A 17616-nucleotide genomic window follows, 5' to 3' on the forward strand; every position below is an offset into this window, starting at 1 on the left:
TAGAAAAAAATAGAGAGATAGCGGTTGGCGGTCTCTTAAAAAGCTCCCTTGAAGGGAGCAGCAAGTAATGAGCCCTTCTAGGGCTATTAAAAAGCCACCCGCTATGCGGGTGGATAATTACTTTCATTCATTTCGTCAAAAAGTGAAATTTTTCTGTAATTGACGATTTTCATTATTTTTTGTGAGCACAAATTTGAATACAGAAATACCAAAACGACGACCGAGTTTAGCAGATTAGAGGTTGGGTTGTTAAAATGGGAGAAAAACCCAATCCATGTACCTATGTGTGTATAAAGGACTGATGACGAACTTTCTAAAACCATTTTGGAAAGGACAATCGAGGAAATGAGAATAGATAAACGAGTTACTTAGAAGGACAAATGCAATCTCGAAATTAAGAACTTTATAGCGAATCGTAGAATCTTTTCAGTGAGAGAATATTAGCAGTTTAAGAAGAAATATCCAAATGATGTATCTGGCTTATAGGTCATCCAATAAAGATTTGATTCTATGGATTGGAGATTACTAAAACAGTAGAAAATGCTGACGGAACCAAATTAACTGCGTCGCAGAAAAAAATGAAAGAAGAACAGAAAATAGAAGAGAAGTAGCTCCTAAAGGCTATGAATGGATCTTAGTCTATACAAAGGTACAAATTAATACAAAATGAAGACGGAAGTGACGATAAGAAAATTAGCAGTGCTTCAATATATCCGGCTTTGGATTATAAATCGATGGTTGGATATATGTGTGAAGGATACATTTCAGACTATACAAAGATAAGGGATAACGTACGAATACGGTTCAATCCATTAACAGGTGACTATGTAACATTTGCTTTGGAATAAAGAAGAAAGTAGTCTGAATGTTCAAGATATTTAAGGAATCTCACTGATTTTTAGTGGGATTTTTTGTACTAAAAGATATTAATTTTACTGTCATAATTTTAGTTATACAGTATAATTAAATTAAGTACATTTGAAATGGAGAAGTATGGATATGTTTAACTATGCCAGTTTAAATGATGTAGAATTTGAAGAGCTGTGTCGAGATGTTATGCAACGAAAATTAAATTTGGAATTAAGAACTTACTCATCTGGAAAGGATGGAGGAATAGATTTTGCAGATGACGAATTTCCACACAAAGTGATAGTTCAAGTGAAACATTTCGGATAATTGAATACATTACTAAAAAAAGAGTTTTAAAAAATATTAGCGAAAAAAATTACTATAATTTTGTAATTGAGAATCTTAATTTCCCCAATAGGATTTGGGAAAATGAATTTTCAAAAAGAATTGAGGCAATTGACAGACATTTTATGTTGGTTTTGTATTCATTGACCGATACTGTTGTAGACTATCAGGTTTTAAAAAGATGTTTTGAAATGAGAATCAGTGGTATTCACAATCTGGATACTAGCATTAACCAGTTTGAGTTAGTATTGAGCAGGCTAAATGGATCAATGATTACAATTTTTGATAGTAAAGGTAACAAAGTTATAGGTGTATCAAATCCATCCGTAAATGATTATTTACGGAAAATATTTTATGATAATCAAGTTGAATTAGAGAGGATGAAGGAATCAATTTTACACTTTGAACAAATCTTTCGATGCTATGATCAGGAAGATGCGAATAGAATTTTGAAAAAAATGCTGTTAAACGAAAAGATACTAGAGCTCGAATTTGATTCTTTTGCAGTAAAGACTTATATTCTTTCGGTTATCGCTACAAAAAATAGAGTTATGAAGCCTGGTTATCAAGTATATATAGATAATTTTTTAACTAGCTATGAATCGAAAATAGCTCATCTATACAGTAAACAGGATATGTTATCAGATATTTTCATGACACTATTGGAAGAAGAGCTATATCAATATTATAACATTTCCAAGTATCTCTCAAATAGGGATAAGTTAAAGCAAATAATCAATAAAATTGAATTAGAAGATCTTTCCACTATAGTTAATAGGCTATGGAAAAAGTTACATGAGAAGCGAGTAATGCATCTTGGTAATATAAAAGACTATTTAGCATTTTTTAACGAAACTATTCTTGAAAAGATATCAGATTGGATGATGAATCTTTCTATCGCGGAAATATTAGATAATACGGATATGGAAGATGTTGTCAATGATAACAAAGAAATCAATTCTGATGGGGAAGTAGAATATAATGAATACGAAATTGAGGAAGAAGCAAAAGATCAGATTAAACAGTATTGTATTGATGAGATAACAAACCATTTAAAGCCAATCAAATTTATAAACTGGGAGCAAGTAGAAGATACAATAGAAAAATCGGATATTTTAGACATAGATTTTGATGATATTGTAGTAGAGATTTATGATAACTCAGATGATGAAGAACTATATACTCCTGAACTTTTGAAAGAAGATCGTGCAAGATTAGAGGCACAAGAAAGTTTGAATTATCAAGATGAAATAGATTCAATTTTTGACAGATGAAAAAATCAGTTTGATTAATTTTATAGTCAAATAAAGAATTAAATTCATATTGTTTAAAACGTTAATGGATTTAAAGAGTTAGAAACTCAATGAGAGGAGATGTCATGAAAAAGATTAAAATTGCAGATGTATCTACAGAAGTCGCAGAAAAAAACTTTTCAGAACTGCTAAAAGATAATAAAACTTATTTTTTAAATGGTCCTTGGGGATCAGGAAAGACTAGATTTACAAAAGGAGTAGAGAGAATTTCAGATAAAGATTTCGTTTATCTTGATCTATGGAATATAAAAGATGATCGAACTGTAATAAATATAGCTTTTGACAAGTTTACCAAATTGAACCCTACTATTTTAAAGCTAATTATTATTTTATGTGTAGGACTTTCTTTATTAATGACAGAGTTTACAAATTTAGGATTTGTAACTTTACTAACGAACTGGGGATTGGATGGACTTATTAAAATATTTGGAGTGATTGCGTTAATAGTTGCAACTATGCAATTTCTACAGATTAAATCAGACCAGATTTATGTATCAATATTTAATAGATGTAACTTCATTTTCAGTAACAAAGCATTGATAATTGATGATTTTGATAGAATTATTCCAGAAAAACAAGAGGATGCATACAAATTATTTAATATTTTAAACGGGAAGTTACCAATTGTGTTTCTGGGTGACTTTACAAAGATCACTAAGAACGGAGATAATTATTTACAGAAAATAATTGATAGGCAGATTGACTTGCCTTATGCATTACATCCAAAATCTATTTGGAGTAGCTATTTTATCAAAATAGAAAAAAAGTTTGAGATAGAAATGTTAGAAGAATTAAAAGCTATTTTTATCAATGAAAATAGAAATATACGAGAGCAAATACACTTTAATGATTATGTCAATTTGGAATTTTTTGAGCGAGAAAAATTTGGACATATTCAAATAAATCAGCAATTAACGGTAATTTATTTATACTTATTTCATAAAGATTATTACCAGCAGCTACTAAATGGCTGGATACCTGAATTTCAAGAAAAAATAAGCAGTGATTTACCTAGTGAAAATTTATTCACTGTAGCAGACCAAGACAATATGAAGTTTAAAAATGATCTTGAAGAAACAATTTATCAAATTCTATTTAATAATACAGGTTACCCAGCAAGTTTTGGAGAAAATAGACAGGGTTATTTCATTTTCGAAACCATTTCAAATTTAAGTATTAGTGAAGCGGAAAACATGTTGGAAGATGATGCTAAATTGAAAGATTACATTATTAAATATGGAAAAAGTAGTGATGACTTTTTCCAATTTGTAATCAGTAAATATAAAGAATGGTGGCCTCATACTAATCAAGAAATATTACTGTCTGATATGAATGGTGAAAAGATAAATTTGACTAGTGAAATAGTTCGAATTGAAAGAGTAGCGTTTCAACAATTAAAAGATAATAATCAGTCGAATTTGATAGACTTTATTGTGCAAGAAATACAAAAAAGAAACCAGCTTTTTCTTAGTGCTAACAGTGATCTTGAGAATGCTAAAAACACGATTGATTTTTTTGAAACTAATTATTTAAACTCATTTGAGTTATCTCAGAAAATATACTTTTATGATCATTATAGGTTGATAAAGTTTTCTAATTTAAAGGAGCTATTTCATAATGATGCAAAGGACATCTTAGAAGAGGATGAACGATATCAAAATGAAACTAAGAAGCCTTATTTGCTCATTCTAGCAACTCTTGCTGAGAAAAGGAATTGGATATATTCGAATCAGTGGAGTCAGCAAATAAAAAAAAGGATTAGAGAGTTAAATGATGTAGATCTCATTGAGTTTTGGCGTTTGATGCGAATTTTTCAAGTGAAATACAAAACCATCTCAGATTATGAGACTAATCGACTTTCAGAAATAGAGCATATAACAATAGTAGAAGGTTACTATCCAAGAAAAGAGATGAGGGAAGAGGAACAGAATTATAGAGATTTAATAGATTTTAGTTTATTTGAAGAAAGACTCAATGAAATTGCTGGAAAAATAGGTTTTGAAATCATATACATCAGTAAAAAGACACAAGATAACAAGTAAGAAAATCTTCAGGGGTACCTAATTCATAATTTTTAATACGTTTAATAGAGTTATGTATAAAGTTTTTTTAGTTAGCAGAAGTTAATATACTATTTTTCCAATATTAATAAATATTAACTGAACAGACATTAGTATTACAAGATGATTATTTTAGAGTCAGTTGATTATACAACGAATGATCATTTCAATTAAAATATCAATATTTGAATAAATTGGAGGAGTAATGATGGTTTTAGAGTTGATAACCACGACTTTACTTGCATATAATCTAGAGCAACTAAGTGAAGGGATAGTAAATGAAGCAGTTGGGAAATGGGAACAATTTGAGACTAAATACAATAAAAATTTTAAAACATATTTCCAACGATGTGAAAAAAAGTACAGAATTATTAGAACAATTCTTAATGATAGAGAGCAAGATCTAATTAAAATTTACCAGCCTACATCCTTGTTTCAAGAAAGAGAAGAAATCAAAGCGGATAAGTTGTTACAGTTTATTGATAATATGAATTATGTTTGGATCACAGGACATGGAGGACAAGGAAAATCGACTTTATTAAGGTATTTAATGCTAAAGATTTTATTTGATGAAAAAAATAGTAAACAAAAAATACCAGTTTATGTAGAACTTCGTAAATTTAACAATGAGAAACATGAACGAAGAAAATTGTCTAAATTTATTTATAGCGAGATGAATACTTTGGGCTTTGATTTGGGGTACGATCTATTTGAGTTCATGTTAAAAAAAGGTCGATTTCTATTTCTTTTTGATGCATATGATGAAATTATTTCTGCAAAAAACCAGTTGTTTATGTTAGAATTTGATGAATTTATGACTAAATATGATGAAAATAACTTTCTCATCACCAGCAGAAAGATGCCCACAGGAAATCTAGAAAATGTTGTTTCTCTCTCCCGCTTAGAATTAAAAGGATTTACAAAAGCTGATGCTATCAGCTTTATTAGGAAAGTCGAATACCTTCCTGAAATTAAAGAAGAATTTCTTGCTCAATTAGATGAAGGGCTTTATGAAAAATACAAATCTATAGCATCTAACCCTTTATTGTTAGTTTTAATGCTGAAAGTTTTTAAACAAAATCCTAATTTCCCTAAAGATATCAGTAAATTTCTAATTGATGCGTTCAAAGTTTTATATGAACAACATGATGCTGCAAAACTAAGTTATCAAAGAGAATACCGTTCTAAGTTTAATGAAGAGCAAATGTTACAGTTTTTTTCAGCATTTTGCTTTATTACTTACTTTCACTCTAATGCTCAATCAAAAGAATTTTCTGAAGAAACAATCTCAACATATGTCAGATTAATAATAAAAAACTATTCTTGGGTAAATCAAAAAGCTGAATTTTCTGAGAAAGACATTATCTATGATTTCAAAGTTTGTCTATGTTTGTTATACGAAGAGGGTCAAAATTATTATTTTGTGCATAACATTTTTCAAGAATTTTTTGCTGCATATCATATTTATCAATTATCAGAAAGAGGGAAGAAAAGTTTCTTATCAAAATATATTCTCTCAAGTAATGGTAAACTATTTTCTAATGTTAGGTTATTTACAACAACTTTCGATTATATTTATGAACTAGATGCTTTCAAAAATACTAAGTCGCTTGATTTAGAAATTTTATTACCATTGATTGAGTCTGTTGAAAATAGTGAAAACTTTATAGATTTCCATCATTACTTTATCTACACCTTTGATGTAAAGAAAAAGGGGAGCAATCAATTCGAATTGTACATGTCTCACAATTCAAATCATTATAAAAATAGAGTTCGACAAGTTCTAATTAGATTGAATTTTAAGCATAAATATGGAAATAATTATCCAAATGCTGGAGGAATAGCGCTGAAACCACTAATAACTTTAAGTAAAGGTGAAATAGTTAATTTAGTAAAACAATCTAATTATAGCAAAGATGATTTAGAGAAATACTTATCAACAATAAAGGAAAATAGTTACCAAAATTTCAGATTTGAACTTGATATGGAAACTATTGAAAAAAATCCAGTTCTTTACACTCTAGTTAAAAAATCGGCAAGATATAAAAGTATAGCAGAATTTGATCCACTGAAGATAGAACTTTTAGAAGAACGAAGAGAATTTGAAAAGGAAGAATTGTTTTTTTTCGAGTATGATGAATTCTAAATATTTTTTGCTGGTAGACGCTTATTAATAATTTTTACAGCATGTTGATTGCTATCAAAGAAAAAAATCTCATTTTCATATTTTAAACCGTATCTGATTCTCTAGATATGGTTTTTTACTGTGTATACAAGAACAAAGAAAATACTCAAATTTTTATGAGGACATCCTAAAAATCTAAGTGGATGACTTCTACTTATTTGTTTATCTTGACCCACCTAAACGAGGTGCTCTATTTAGGCGCGAGTATGTAAATAATCACGTTAAAAAGTGTGTAGCTCTTTGTGGTATTAAGAAGCCTTTTCAAACACACTTAGCCCGACATACGATGGTCAGTTTAGTGGCAGAACATTGCAGTTGGGATGTATTGAGAGTTCGTTTAGGACATACGAATAAAGCAACATCAGAAATTTATCGCCATCTAACTTCAGAAGAACGTTTAAAACCATTAGAAGCTTTTAAATATTTAGAAGGCTAAGGCTGACGACATTTTAATAGATTGACTATAAAAATGATTATTCCGAAAATCTGTGGAAGCATCGTGGAATTAGGCTTTGTAAAAACATGACAAAAATTGACATTAGTCAACTGTAGTCAAATTTAAGTTGAAAAATCAATAATACCAGTTAATAGAATGACTCTCGCACACAACAAAGAAATCCGTCGTTAATTCATTATTATCGAATGAGATTGAACCCCTTGAGAAATCAAGGGGTTTTTTGTATGTATATAAAATAATCATTGTTATCTATATATATTAGTTTAAGACTATTAACCAGATTTTTTTCTAGTACAGAAAACGCAAGAGCTCTTAAGCGTTCTTTTATTTTTTATCTGTTTTTCAAGGTGAATTGACAAATACTAGCGTTCACTAGTAAAATAAAATGAAACTAGTGAACACTAGTGTTTGTTTGAAAAGATTCTTTACACTAAAAACTATGTCAAAGGAGGCTAAGGTAATGGAGAGAAAGCTGATTTCAGAAGGGAATACCGCAGAGGTTTTTGAGTGGTCGAATAACAAAATCCTAAAGCTATTCAAATCAGGTTTTACTGAAGAGACATGCAAAAAGGAATTTATGATAAATCAGGAGCTGGCAAAATCATTATCCAACCTGCCTAAAGCTTTTGAAATGATAGCTATAGATGACCGACCGGGAATCGTCTACGAAAAAGTTTCAGCACCAACTTTGCTTGAGCTGTCACTGAAGAAACCTTGGAACATAAAGAAGTATGGCTTGAAAATGGCTCAAATCCATTTCACTATCCATCAAAAAGAGGTTCTTGGGGAGTATATTCCCAACATGATAACGACGCTATCCACCAGTATTTCTGAATCTATCAAGTTAGACGTGAAAGAAAAAGAACGAATTCTTTATAAATTATCCCTATTGCCTGTTCAAAATAGAATTTGTCATTTTGACTTCCATCCAGATAATATCATGTATACAAAGGGGAAAGAAAAAGTTATTGACTGGATGACTTGCTGTAGCGGAAATCCACTAGCAGACGTTGCAAGAACTTCAATGATGTTAGAGCTTGCTGTCATTCCTAGAGTACCTGCCATCATCAATCAGCTCATTTCTATTCCACAAAAAATAATGAATCGTGCTTACCTTAAAGAATACTGTAGACTTTCTAAACAAACAATTCCTGAAATTGACGAATGGCGCCTAGTCATTATGGCCTCACGATTACAGGAATGGCTGCCAAAACAAGAAGCAGATACATTGTTAAAGAAGGTAAAACTGCTGTTGAATGACGAAGCTGACTAGTAGAGTCAGCGCCGGCTAAGCGATACGATGAAAAAACGGAGGGAATTATTATAAAAAATACAAAAGAGCTTATATGGAAAGAAGCGCTAAATCTATTTTCAGAACACGGATATGAAGGAGTTTCAGTAAAGGAAATTGCTAAAGCTGTCGGTATAAAGGACAGCTCACTTTATAATCATTACCAGAGTAAACAGGAAATATTTGACACGATTTTAGTTCAGGTCACTGATCGGTTGAAAAATGCTAATAATACCTATGTCTTCCCTATAACAACAGAAACAATCAAAGAATATGAAAATACTGATGTACAGGAGTTGGCACAAAGGTACATTGATTTGTTTGAGTTCTATTTACAAGACGATATTGCGTCTAAGTTTAGAAAAATGCTAGTCATCGAGCAATATTCCAGTCCTCGTGCAGCAGAGCTGTTCAATGAAATATTTATTGATATGCCGTTAAATTATATCACCATTCTTTTTACTGTGTTGATTCAGAAGGGGAAATTTATTCACACAGATGCATATATTATGGCATTAAACTTTTATTCACCACTTTTTTTACTTCTCTTCAAAAGCGATTCAGCAACGACTGAATTTGAACAACTAAAGAGCATGTTGACCAATCATATTGAAGTGTTTATTCAAAATCATGGGAATATAGAAAAATAGCTGGTTTAGTTCTTTTAAGGTACACAATCCTATATATTTAGAAGTAAGTGATGTCGTGCTTACTATTGTTATTGTACAAGTAGTTGCTTTCATAGGTTTGGGGCTATCTATAAGGAATAAAAGTGAAAAACAGTCATCATAGATATTCGGAGGTGCTTATTATGGGGAACATGATTGATATAGCGATTGTAAAGGACGGCAAGAAATCTGAAGTACAGGGGTCTCTATACAATTGGATAAAGGGCAAGGATAGTTATATAAAGCTAAATGAATGTGTAGTTGAGCAACAAGACAACGCGGTGGTGATACTATTTAATCATGACAGTTGTATGGAGGGGAATGGTTTTTCATATTTTTTTTCTAGTGAGACAACTGGGGTAGTATTATCCATTTATGTTTATGATAGTGACTATTGGGGATACACTTTATATGATAACGGCAAAGAGGTTGATATGTTTTGCACACGTCCGTATTGGTCGCTTTCCAATCCTTCACTGGAAGAACTGCAAAAATATTCCGGCAATAGTGTAGTACTCTCCAAATATTTTAATGTTGAGGAAGATAGTATAAAAAACTATCTTGTGTCCTGGCCAGAGGAGACGGAAGGTCAAGGGAAAGCCTATCCTGACGATAAGCACAGTCAGGAGGATTGGCAGATATTAGATTTCATGGAAAAGTTAGGATACCAATATCCTGAAGAGGAGGAGGGTTTCCCTGATTATTTTGATGATTTTTCCAGAGAATATGTATCAAATGACAATGAAACTACTTCAAATGGTGGAACATCAAAATCATCTGGATTTATGCTTATTGCAATGGGCATTATATTTTTACTTGCAATAGTGTTTACAAAAGAATTTCTGTTATTTGTATTACTATTTGGTATTACAGGCAGCATTTTACTCAGTGTTGGGGGATGGCTCTTATATAGGGGATTTCAATCTGATAGACTAGACTGATTAGATTTTATAGTAAATGGCAATGAGTAACAAATAGGAGGATGAAAATGATTCATTATCAAACATTGGAAAAAATTCCAGTCGAAACACTCTATCAAACATTTTTAGAGGCCTTTTCTGATTATGCAGTGCAGTTTCAGTTGTCGCTGGAAGAGTATAAAAACATGCTAAAAAGAAGAGGGTTTACTCCGGAAGTCTCAGTAGGCGTCTTTCATAATAAGGAATTAGTGGGATTTGTATTGAATGGACTCAGGGAGATAGAAGGTCACCTTACTGCGTATGACGTAATGACAGGGATTGTTCCTTCAAGTAGAAAACAAGGGCTCTCAAAAGAGATGTTTCGGTTTGTGCTGCAAACATTTTCTGAAGCAGGAGTGATGCAATATATTTTAGAAGTTCTTCAGGAAAATAGGACAGCGTTTGATATTTATCAAAAGCAAGGGTTTAGAATAGTAAGAAGCTTTGATGTATTTAAACTTGAACAGAAAATTGCTGGACCTAAAAAAGAAATGAGTAACATTGTTTTTGTAACGGAACTGTCAGATGAACATTGGGCATTGGTCCAAACATTTTGGAAGTCATCACCTTCTTGGCAAAATGCAATTGCATCCATCAAAAACACCCCAGCTGCTTTTTTCTATGCGTTGGCAACAATTGATAGAAAAATAGTCGGCTATGGGATTGTTGATAAAAAAACGGGCGATGTACCGCAGTTGGCTGTCCATGGAAAATATCAAAATTTAGGGATTGAGCAACAGTTATTGGCTGCATTGCAGGATAAAACCGAGAGTAGTACATTGAGTCTTGTGAACATTGATACTGAGCTGAAGGATAAAATTGAGTTGCTGCAGACAATCGGTTTTAAGCGAACGACTTCGCAATACGAGATGATTCTGGATAGCGATAAACCAAAATAAATAATTTGACTATCTTCTGTAGTATTCCAAACTTTCCGGTTAAAAAAATAAAAAAGTGATTTGAAGCGCTTACATTTGGTGGTATAATGAAATCAAAAAGAGGGTTTGATGCATATGGAAATTAAATGCAATTGTGGTCATAGCTTTATAGGAGTTAGCCTTTTTGAGTTACAGAAATCCGGACATGGCATTTCACCAGATGTAAATGTTGTTTCAAGTAAGAGAAAAGGAGATAAATGGATTTTCAGGTGTCCGAAGTGCAAAGGTGAAAATGAGAAATAACTATAGGACCTCAGTTAAGAGGTCTTTTTTTGAGGACTAAACCCTTGATATGTAAAAATGAATAGAAGTTCCTTGACGGACTTATATTTACAAAAGAAATAACAGAACAAATTATCGTAAGAGCTGTAGTTGGCGGCAATGATATATTTCCAGATAACTATCTAAGAGCTTATATACAGTGGATAATTGTGTTGTATTCTTAGAACATCAGGTATAATAAAGAAAAACCTTAAGGGAGAGATGATTGTGATTGATGAAATTCGTAAATTGATAGAAAATACTCGTTCTTTTTTGCTTTCTACTGTTGATAGAAATGGATTTCCAAACACAATTGTTGTATCTAAACCAATTGCCAGGCTCGATTTTTACACGCTAAAGTTTTACGTAGATGGAGACGGTGGTACAGTTAAGAACATTAAGCAAAACAGTAAAGGAAATGTGTGCTGCTATAATGAAGACAAACACGAAAGCTTATTATTGAAGGGGGTCTTTTCTGTCCATCCAATAGATGGGTACCCAGTGATTGAGGAAAGACTAAATGATTATCAAAAATTTCTCAACCACAAGAACCCTGTCATTGTATCCTTTGATGTGTATACAGCAAAGGTACACCAAAATGGCTCAACGGATTTTGAGCAAATTGAAGAAAACTTTTAAGTGATATCCTTGATATTCTGTATTTCTACTTGAAACGCCAGTTTTAGCAATTGGCAATGCCGGTATCATTCTCCTGTATCCCATAAAAAGCAATTAAATAAGTCTCTGCCAGAGTAGATGTATCTGGTGGAGACTTATTTTAGTGTATTTCATAGAAAACTTAGCTTAAAGGAGCTGTTCCAATTCTTTTAAAAGTGTAAGCTCGCGTAAATACAGCTGCTCAATTGTTTTAGACATTACAGGAAGCAGCTCCTGATCGGCAGTTGTATGAAGTGTCCACATATCATCAGCAAGACGATCCCATGAAGATGCTAACTCAATAAAAGCAGTACCATTTTTCTCAAGGCGGCTTTCTTGAAGAATCGCTGCAGCTTCAATCAGAAATCTGCCAAATAGACTGCGGAAAATTCCACCACCGGTCCCACCATCCTTATTGATTTGAAAATAATTGGTAGCACCGGCAGTCCGCAGCTTCCCAGCATCAAATTTTTTCCAACTAAGCACCTGCTTAGAAAATTTTTCTATTCCTTGAATCCCCTTCAGTTTAGCACTCGGGTAAAGCATTTTTTCAACAGTATGTTTAATAGCTGTAAGGAGAACTGTTTTTTGAGGAGGCTGATAGGACGAAAAATCGAAGCTGATACTCTTGTTATTCGCGGGAAAAGGACGATACTTACTGCCTCTGGCAAGTGACAGATTATTATATGAAATCAGATGATAGTCCTCGTGACTTAACCCAGAAGGTGTTCGAATAGGAAAATCAGAGTGATCCCGATCGCTGAGATAAAAGAGCTGCTTTTCATCATCAAAGCCATAGAGAATAACTGCGTGTCCACCAAAATGATTCTCACTTTCCAGTGAAAAATAAGGAAGATAGGCCATATCTGTGTAGATTAGCAGCGGTTGATTAGCAATCAATTTTCTTTTGGCAGCATTAAAAGCCTGTTCATTCGTCTTTGGTTTTTGAATGGTCAGAGCAATGCCGAGGTTGTCTGCCAATTTTCTTTCGAACTCAAGAATTTTTGAGCGACCCGAAATCATTGGTGAATGCTGCAGGTTGATATACGTAAAATCCAACCCTTCACCTAAACCGAAAAGCATTGCTTCAGAAAGTGGATAACCGTGATAAGCGAAAAGCTGTTTTAGTGCATGAGTAATACAATGATCTCCACCAGTGGGAGTGAAGCCTTTTATAATGTGTTTCATGAAATCTCCTCCTATTTTTTCATAGTGCGTTACCTTACAGCTTCAGTATAAACTCGTTCCTAAGGAGAGAGTCAATAGATAAAATAGACGTAACACGGCCATTTAAGCGTGAACCATTTGTGTTACTAATAGGAAGTGTTGTTGCAACGTCATAGAAGTTTGGGTGAACTTGCTGAAAATTTTAACTATTTAAAAAAAAAGCAAATATGAAGCTTTTTCTATTTGGTATTCTTACTCTAAGACTATGTTAGCGTGGAGGAGGAGCGGCAATAGAAAAGAAAAAAATTTTTTATATGAGTTTGGTAGGTGTCACAATTTTAGGATCAGTCCTGCCGGGACAAGTGTTAGCCAATCAAGAAATGGAGTGGCGTGTAAATGGGGGGGATTCCGAAGAGGAAGAGGAGGAACAGGTAATAGAGGAATCCTTTGAAGTCGAAGAGGAATTGTCTGGGGCAAGTGAAATAGAGGAGTCTACTGAAGAGATTGTAGACGAAATAGAGAGTGACTTTTCTTTGGTTGAAGCAGTTGAAAATGTGGAGGATTCTCTTGATCATATCGAGATAGAGCCATATAAAACTTCTGTAGATGAACGAACGGGAATTGGATATGCTCGTGGCGGCTATGTACCTACTGAAGATAGTGGGATGGCTGCGACATATTTGGATTCATACAAGATTGTCTCTTTTACTCCTGGTAAGGTGACAGATATTGTTTTACCCAAGTTTGTGAATGGGCTGACGTTTGCTGATATTGATGAGTCTGTTTTTGCAAATAAGGGAATTACCTCAGTTAGCGGCGGAGCGCTGGTGCGGAGGTATAGAAGAAGCATTTTTAGGGATAACGAAATTACTTCCGTTGACATCCCCGGGCAAAATGTGTTGAGAATCGAAAGTGATGCGTTTTCCGGGAACCAGATAAAAAATCTATCATTTGGAAAAAAGTTAGACAGTATAGATGCTAATGCGTTCAGAAATCAACGCTTTTCAAAAGTGGCTGCGCCCAATGAACAGTTATCTTTGTCTACTTTATTTGCAGATAATCAGATTGTTCAAACCGCAATTGCAACGGGTGGAGGGAATAGCGCTATTACTGTTTCGAATATTTCATCAAGTGGGATGACCTATAATTCCAGAACGGGTTTGTTTACTAGAACAGGGAAGCGAGAGCCGTTCACCTTTGACTTTTCATTAAGTACTATTATTGATAATAACAGCATCCGTTACAGTGGAACCTATTCCATTGATTACAATATGGATGAGACTGCTCTCGTTTTAAAAAGTCATTTGATAGAGGTTCCTCAATATGCCGCATTGGACCTATATGAGAATATTGAATCGGTAACAGATAAGTATGGAAATGCTGTTGATAAGCAACAGGTATCCCTTAGTCATATGGTGGACACCGACAAACCTCGTACAGACTCTGTTCGTTATTATTATGACACGGTGCAAAAGGATGTTGAAGTACGTGTTATAGCTGTTTATGATTTAAGCTTTGAGACAAATGGTGGAAGTCAAATTCCTGCTCAGAGAGTTACAGTAAATGATTTTTGGCAAGTTCCTGAAATACCAACAAAAGAGGGCTATCAATTCGATGGCTGGTATAGCGACAACGACTATACCGAACTGTTTGATTTTAATCAATTGGCAACAGAATCCAAGACTGCTTATGCTAAGTGGATAGAGGATTACACAGTCATTATTCCTGAACGGATTACATTGAATACGCACCCTGACCTTAAAATCCGAGGTGTGAATCGCGGCAATAAACAATTGTCTGTTGAGATTAATCGCTTGGAGACATCAATCTCAATAGACAACCAGTTAATTCTCAAGCATGAGTCTGATTTTGAAATTGAATGTTTTGCGCAGTTAAGTTGGCTTGGTTCAGATATCAATGGCCCGATTCTAGTCATACCATCCGAACATGGAACGATTGAGAGAGAAGAAACGCTTTCATTTGAAAATCCAAAAAGGGCACAAGCTGGGCATTATGAGGGGAATATTGTGTTTACTATCAGCTACAGATAGGGAGAAGATGATGGCATTTATAAGAAAAGAAAAGGCAATGATTTTTGCAGCAATGGTTTATTTACTAGCCGTTGTTGTCTTTATTCTTGTGAATGAACGGAAGACTCTTGAATCTTCAAAGGCTATTTGGTCTGAAAATCAAGGGGTTGTTGCACAAGTAAAAATAGAGCTTGTTCATGAAAAGCAGTCGGTAATTACTGAACAAGAACAATGGGTTCGACTGTTTCAAATAATACTTCCTGTTTGCTCAGATTCTAATGCAGAAAATGGTGCGTTTATTGATTATGAACATTGCGTGTATTCGAAACTAAAAAAGTAGGAGGTTGCTATGGATGGAGATAAGAATAAGTTAAAAGCGTTAGACTCATTTGTAGAAAAACAAGATATTTCTAAGTATAAGGTGCTAAGTGACTACTATAAAATGTTAAGAAACGAACTGAAAGAATTATTGGTTGAAGAATCACAAACGAGTGCGCTTCAGTCTGCTCTCCGCTGCTTGAAATTGGAGTCTAAACTACAATTGTTCCTCTTCTATTTAGAACAGATAGAAGAGAGCTGTTTAGATTTGACCGAGCTGGAAATAGTGACATTGATTGAAAGAGAGTATGAGATGTTCTCTGTTGAAATGATAAATACCGAGTTAATTGGAGAATATTCGCTTCTTTTTTAGCAAAGTTTATGGAGATTGGTATAGAAGAACTATCTCGAAAAAGAGAGTTACCGGATAATCCTAGGGCAAGCAGAGTATCTAAGATGCCCTAGGATTATTGTGTGCGTTTTCATTTCTTTGTAAACCGTTTATAATGGGGATATAAGCTTTATTATAACTAGGCAAAAGAAGGAGATAAATACGGGGGGAGAAGTGAGATGACATGTTTGGATTATTAGATACAAAAAGCCGAAAAAAAGTAGCGATTATTGAAAAAATATTCCACGCTAAGAATCATTCTTGTGATCAAAAAGTTTTACTGGAATCATTAAATATGACCTACCCTACGCTGCTTTCCATGATTGACACGATTAATGAGGATGTACTTAGATTTGGATATGACAGCTTTTCAATCAGACACTCACCGTCTAATCAGATGTATTCATTACAGCTTCATGAAAATATGAGTGTGCAGCTACTGATTCATGCGTATATTAGAGAATCAACAAAATTTATTCTACTGGAATTACTACTAACTTCTTCGTTTCCTAATCTGCAAGCCTTAGCCAATAAGCTCCATATCTCATATACCGCAATAAGAAAAGATATTAGAGAGTTAAATCAGATGCTGGACGAAAATAAAATGTATATTTCTACGAGAAATGGTGTTCGTCTTGAAGGCGATGAGTTGGGCATAAGGTTGTATTATAGTTTCTTGTTTTTAACAGTTTATGGAGGTGAACTATGGCCGTTTTCTTACATTCAGTATTTTGAGATTTCGAAGCTTTTGACGAATTGTCCTGAAGAGATATACATAGCCGGTTTAATCGATAAGAGTATGCTTATTCATTACTATATAGGCGTTCATTTATTAAGAGACAGGCAAAATTATTTAGTTTCGCAAGCGCGAACATTCGATGTCCCTTTGTATGCACCTTATTCTGAAGAATCGAGACACTCAGTAGAAGCGTTTCAAAAGGACCTGAAACACTATTTACCCAACATAAATGGCAAAGCACTTTGCTTTACCACAACACTTCTATGTAGTGTTCTTCTTGCATTTGGCAGTTATACTTCAATTGAACGTGTCCCTGGCTTCTTTTATTCTGAAAAAACATTTAGAGAAAATGACTTTTTAGATACTGTTTTGTTTATTGGTGAGAAAGTGGAGCAACAACTCTCAACTCCTTTCTCAGAGCATGAAAGAGAGCTACTATTCTATTCGTTAATGTGCGTGAATTATCGCCATTTTTTGTTTAATGGCTTAAGTCTCAATCTGAAGTCGGTTATTATCGGTTACATGGATATTGAAAGAAACCCGAGGAAAATGCACAAAATTAATCACTTGCGTCCGCTTGTCAGAGCATTATTGGAGCTGGAAGAGCTATCTGCCTTAGTTCCGTTTAAACAGGCGATCGCCTCTGATTACCTTATTATATTTGAGAAGCGAATTGATTTTTCCAAGCACACTCGTCCGATAAAGATAGCCCTTTTATCTGTTATTTCTAACGAAACTGCTTCTTTTGATTTTAAAAGCTATTTTTCAAATTACTATAACATTATCGTAACCAATGTTTTGGAAAGAAATATTGATCTCTTCATTAGTGACTTTTCTTTGTCACCGCAAGTATTAACGACTCTGCGCATCAATCAACCTGTGGTATACGTAAATACTCGATGGGTTCAATCAGACTATGAAAAGATTAATGTGAAGCTGGCTGAGATAGCTACTAAAAAATTAATCAACAAAAGGACAGAGTGATTTT

Annotated in this window: 14 protein-coding genes and 2 pseudogenes; 15 read left to right on the plus strand and 1 reads right to left on the minus strand. The window is 33.6% G+C overall.

What is annotated here, in order from left to right; all coding sequences use genetic code 11:
* Nucleotides 1-999 precede the first annotated feature (999 nt).
* The 11 genes and pseudogenes from IW510_RS12110 to IW510_RS12155 all read left to right on the plus strand — a co-directional run bounded on the left by IW510_RS12110 (nt 1000) and on the right by IW510_RS12155 (nt 11965).
* A complete protein-coding gene (locus tag IW510_RS12110) occupies nt 1000-1176 on the plus strand; it encodes a restriction endonuclease (protein ID WP_202059991.1) in 177 nt (58 codons plus the stop codon).
* A gap of 209 nt (nt 1177-1385) precedes the next feature.
* Nucleotides 1386-2468, plus strand: a complete 1083-nt coding sequence (locus IW510_RS12115) for a hypothetical protein (RefSeq protein ID WP_202059993.1) — start codon at nt 1386-1388, stop codon at nt 2466-2468.
* Nucleotides 2469-2572: 104 nt separating this feature from the next.
* Nucleotides 2573-4549, plus strand: a complete 1977-nt coding sequence (locus tag IW510_RS12120) for a hypothetical protein (RefSeq protein WP_202059995.1) — start codon at nt 2573-2575, stop codon at nt 4547-4549.
* Between the two features lie 223 nt (nt 4550-4772).
* Complete coding sequence (locus tag IW510_RS12125; RefSeq protein ID WP_202059998.1) at nt 4773-6713, plus strand: NACHT domain-containing protein; 1941 nt, start codon at nt 4773-4775, stop codon at nt 6711-6713.
* 178 nt (nt 6714-6891) lie between these two features.
* Nucleotides 6892-7188, plus strand: a pseudogene (locus IW510_RS12130) (tyrosine-type recombinase/integrase); the annotation flags it as partial.
* A gap of 481 nt (nt 7189-7669) precedes the next feature.
* Nucleotides 7670-8482, plus strand: a complete 813-nt coding sequence (locus IW510_RS12135) for an aminoglycoside phosphotransferase family protein (protein ID WP_202060002.1) — start codon at nt 7670-7672, stop codon at nt 8480-8482.
* A gap of 71 nt (nt 8483-8553) precedes the next feature.
* A pseudogene (locus IW510_RS21480) lies at nt 8554-8676 on the plus strand (TetR/AcrR family transcriptional regulator); the annotation flags it as partial.
* Nucleotides 8677-8715: 39 nt separating this feature from the next.
* Complete coding sequence (locus tag IW510_RS12140) at nt 8716-9150, plus strand: TetR/AcrR family transcriptional regulator (protein WP_236674735.1); 435 nt, start codon at nt 8716-8718, stop codon at nt 9148-9150.
* Nucleotides 9151-9311: 161 nt separating this feature from the next.
* Nucleotides 9312-10109: a hypothetical protein gene (locus IW510_RS12145; protein ID WP_202060004.1), complete on the plus strand. Its 798-nt coding sequence runs from the start codon at nt 9312-9314 to the stop codon at nt 10107-10109.
* A 47-nt stretch (nt 10110-10156) separates the two neighbouring features.
* Entirely contained in the window at nt 10157-11026 is an 870-nt protein-coding gene (locus IW510_RS12150) for a GNAT family N-acetyltransferase (protein WP_202060006.1), read from the plus strand.
* A 528-nt stretch (nt 11027-11554) separates the two neighbouring features.
* Entirely contained in the window at nt 11555-11965 is a 411-nt protein-coding gene (locus tag IW510_RS12155; protein WP_202060008.1) for a pyridoxamine 5'-phosphate oxidase family protein, read from the plus strand.
* 165 nt (nt 11966-12130) lie between these two features.
* Here the strand turns inward: IW510_RS12155 and IW510_RS12160 are convergent, their stop codons facing one another.
* Nucleotides 12131-13171, minus strand: coding sequence for a BtrH N-terminal domain-containing protein (locus tag IW510_RS12160; protein ID WP_202060010.1), 1041 nt, complete (start codon nt 13169-13171; stop codon nt 12131-12133).
* 293 nt (nt 13172-13464) lie between these two features.
* On the opposite strand from IW510_RS12160, the gene IW510_RS12165 reads away from it, so the two are divergent.
* The 4 genes from IW510_RS12165 to IW510_RS12180 all read left to right on the plus strand — a co-directional run bounded on the left by IW510_RS12165 (nt 13465) and on the right by IW510_RS12180 (nt 17612).
* On the plus strand, nt 13465-15201 hold the full coding sequence (locus tag IW510_RS12165; protein WP_202060012.1) for an InlB B-repeat-containing protein: 1737 nt from the start codon (nt 13465-13467) through the stop codon (nt 15199-15201).
* Between the two features lie 10 nt (nt 15202-15211).
* Complete coding sequence (locus tag IW510_RS12170; RefSeq protein WP_202060014.1) at nt 15212-15520, plus strand: hypothetical protein; 309 nt, start codon at nt 15212-15214, stop codon at nt 15518-15520.
* A gap of 9 nt (nt 15521-15529) precedes the next feature.
* The gene (locus IW510_RS12175) at nt 15530-15871 is read left to right on the plus strand and encodes a DUF7006 family protein (RefSeq protein WP_202060015.1); all 342 of its coding nucleotides are present in this window, start codon (nt 15530-15532) and stop codon (nt 15869-15871) included.
* 202 nt (nt 15872-16073) lie between these two features.
* Nucleotides 16074-17612: a helix-turn-helix domain-containing protein gene (locus tag IW510_RS12180; protein ID WP_202060017.1), complete on the plus strand. Its 1539-nt coding sequence runs from the start codon at nt 16074-16076 to the stop codon at nt 17610-17612.
* The last annotated feature ends 4 nt before the right edge of the window (nt 17613-17616 follow it).

It is taken from the genome of Enterococcus sp. BWR-S5 (genome assembly GCF_016745255.1).
Lineage (GTDB): Bacteria > Bacillota > Bacilli > Lactobacillales > Enterococcaceae > Enterococcus_L.

Bases quoted from the DNA above. Each gene is read 5' to 3' on its own strand.
- IW510_RS12115 (WP_202059993.1), top strand. From the start codon at position 1,386: ATGAGAATCAGTGGTATTCACAATCTGGATACTAGCATTAACCAGTTT.
- IW510_RS12180 (WP_202060017.1), top strand. From the start codon at position 16,074: ATGTTTGGATTATTAGATACAAAAAGCCGAAAAAAAGTAGCGATTATT.
- IW510_RS12170 (WP_202060014.1), top strand. From the start codon at position 15,212: ATGGCATTTATAAGAAAAGAAAAGGCAATGATTTTTGCAGCAATGGTT.
- IW510_RS12145 (WP_202060004.1), top strand. From the start codon at position 9,312: ATGGGGAACATGATTGATATAGCGATTGTAAAGGACGGCAAGAAATCT.
- IW510_RS12125 (WP_202059998.1), top strand. From the start codon at position 4,773: ATGATGGTTTTAGAGTTGATAACCACGACTTTACTTGCATATAATCTA.
- IW510_RS12165 (WP_202060012.1), top strand. From the start codon at position 13,465: ATGAGTTTGGTAGGTGTCACAATTTTAGGATCAGTCCTGCCGGGACAA.
- IW510_RS12175 (WP_202060015.1), top strand. From the start codon at position 15,530: ATGGATGGAGATAAGAATAAGTTAAAAGCGTTAGACTCATTTGTAGAA.
- IW510_RS12120 (WP_202059995.1), top strand. From the start codon at position 2,573: ATGAAAAAGATTAAAATTGCAGATGTATCTACAGAAGTCGCAGAAAAA.
- IW510_RS12150 (WP_202060006.1), top strand. From the start codon at position 10,157: ATGATTCATTATCAAACATTGGAAAAAATTCCAGTCGAAACACTCTAT.
- IW510_RS12135 (WP_202060002.1), top strand. From the start codon at position 7,670: ATGGAGAGAAAGCTGATTTCAGAAGGGAATACCGCAGAGGTTTTTGAG.
- IW510_RS12110 (WP_202059991.1), top strand. From the start codon at position 1,000: ATGTTTAACTATGCCAGTTTAAATGATGTAGAATTTGAAGAGCTGTGT.
- IW510_RS12160 (WP_202060010.1), bottom strand. From the start codon at position 13,171: ATGAAACACATTATAAAAGGCTTCACTCCCACTGGTGGAGATCATTGT.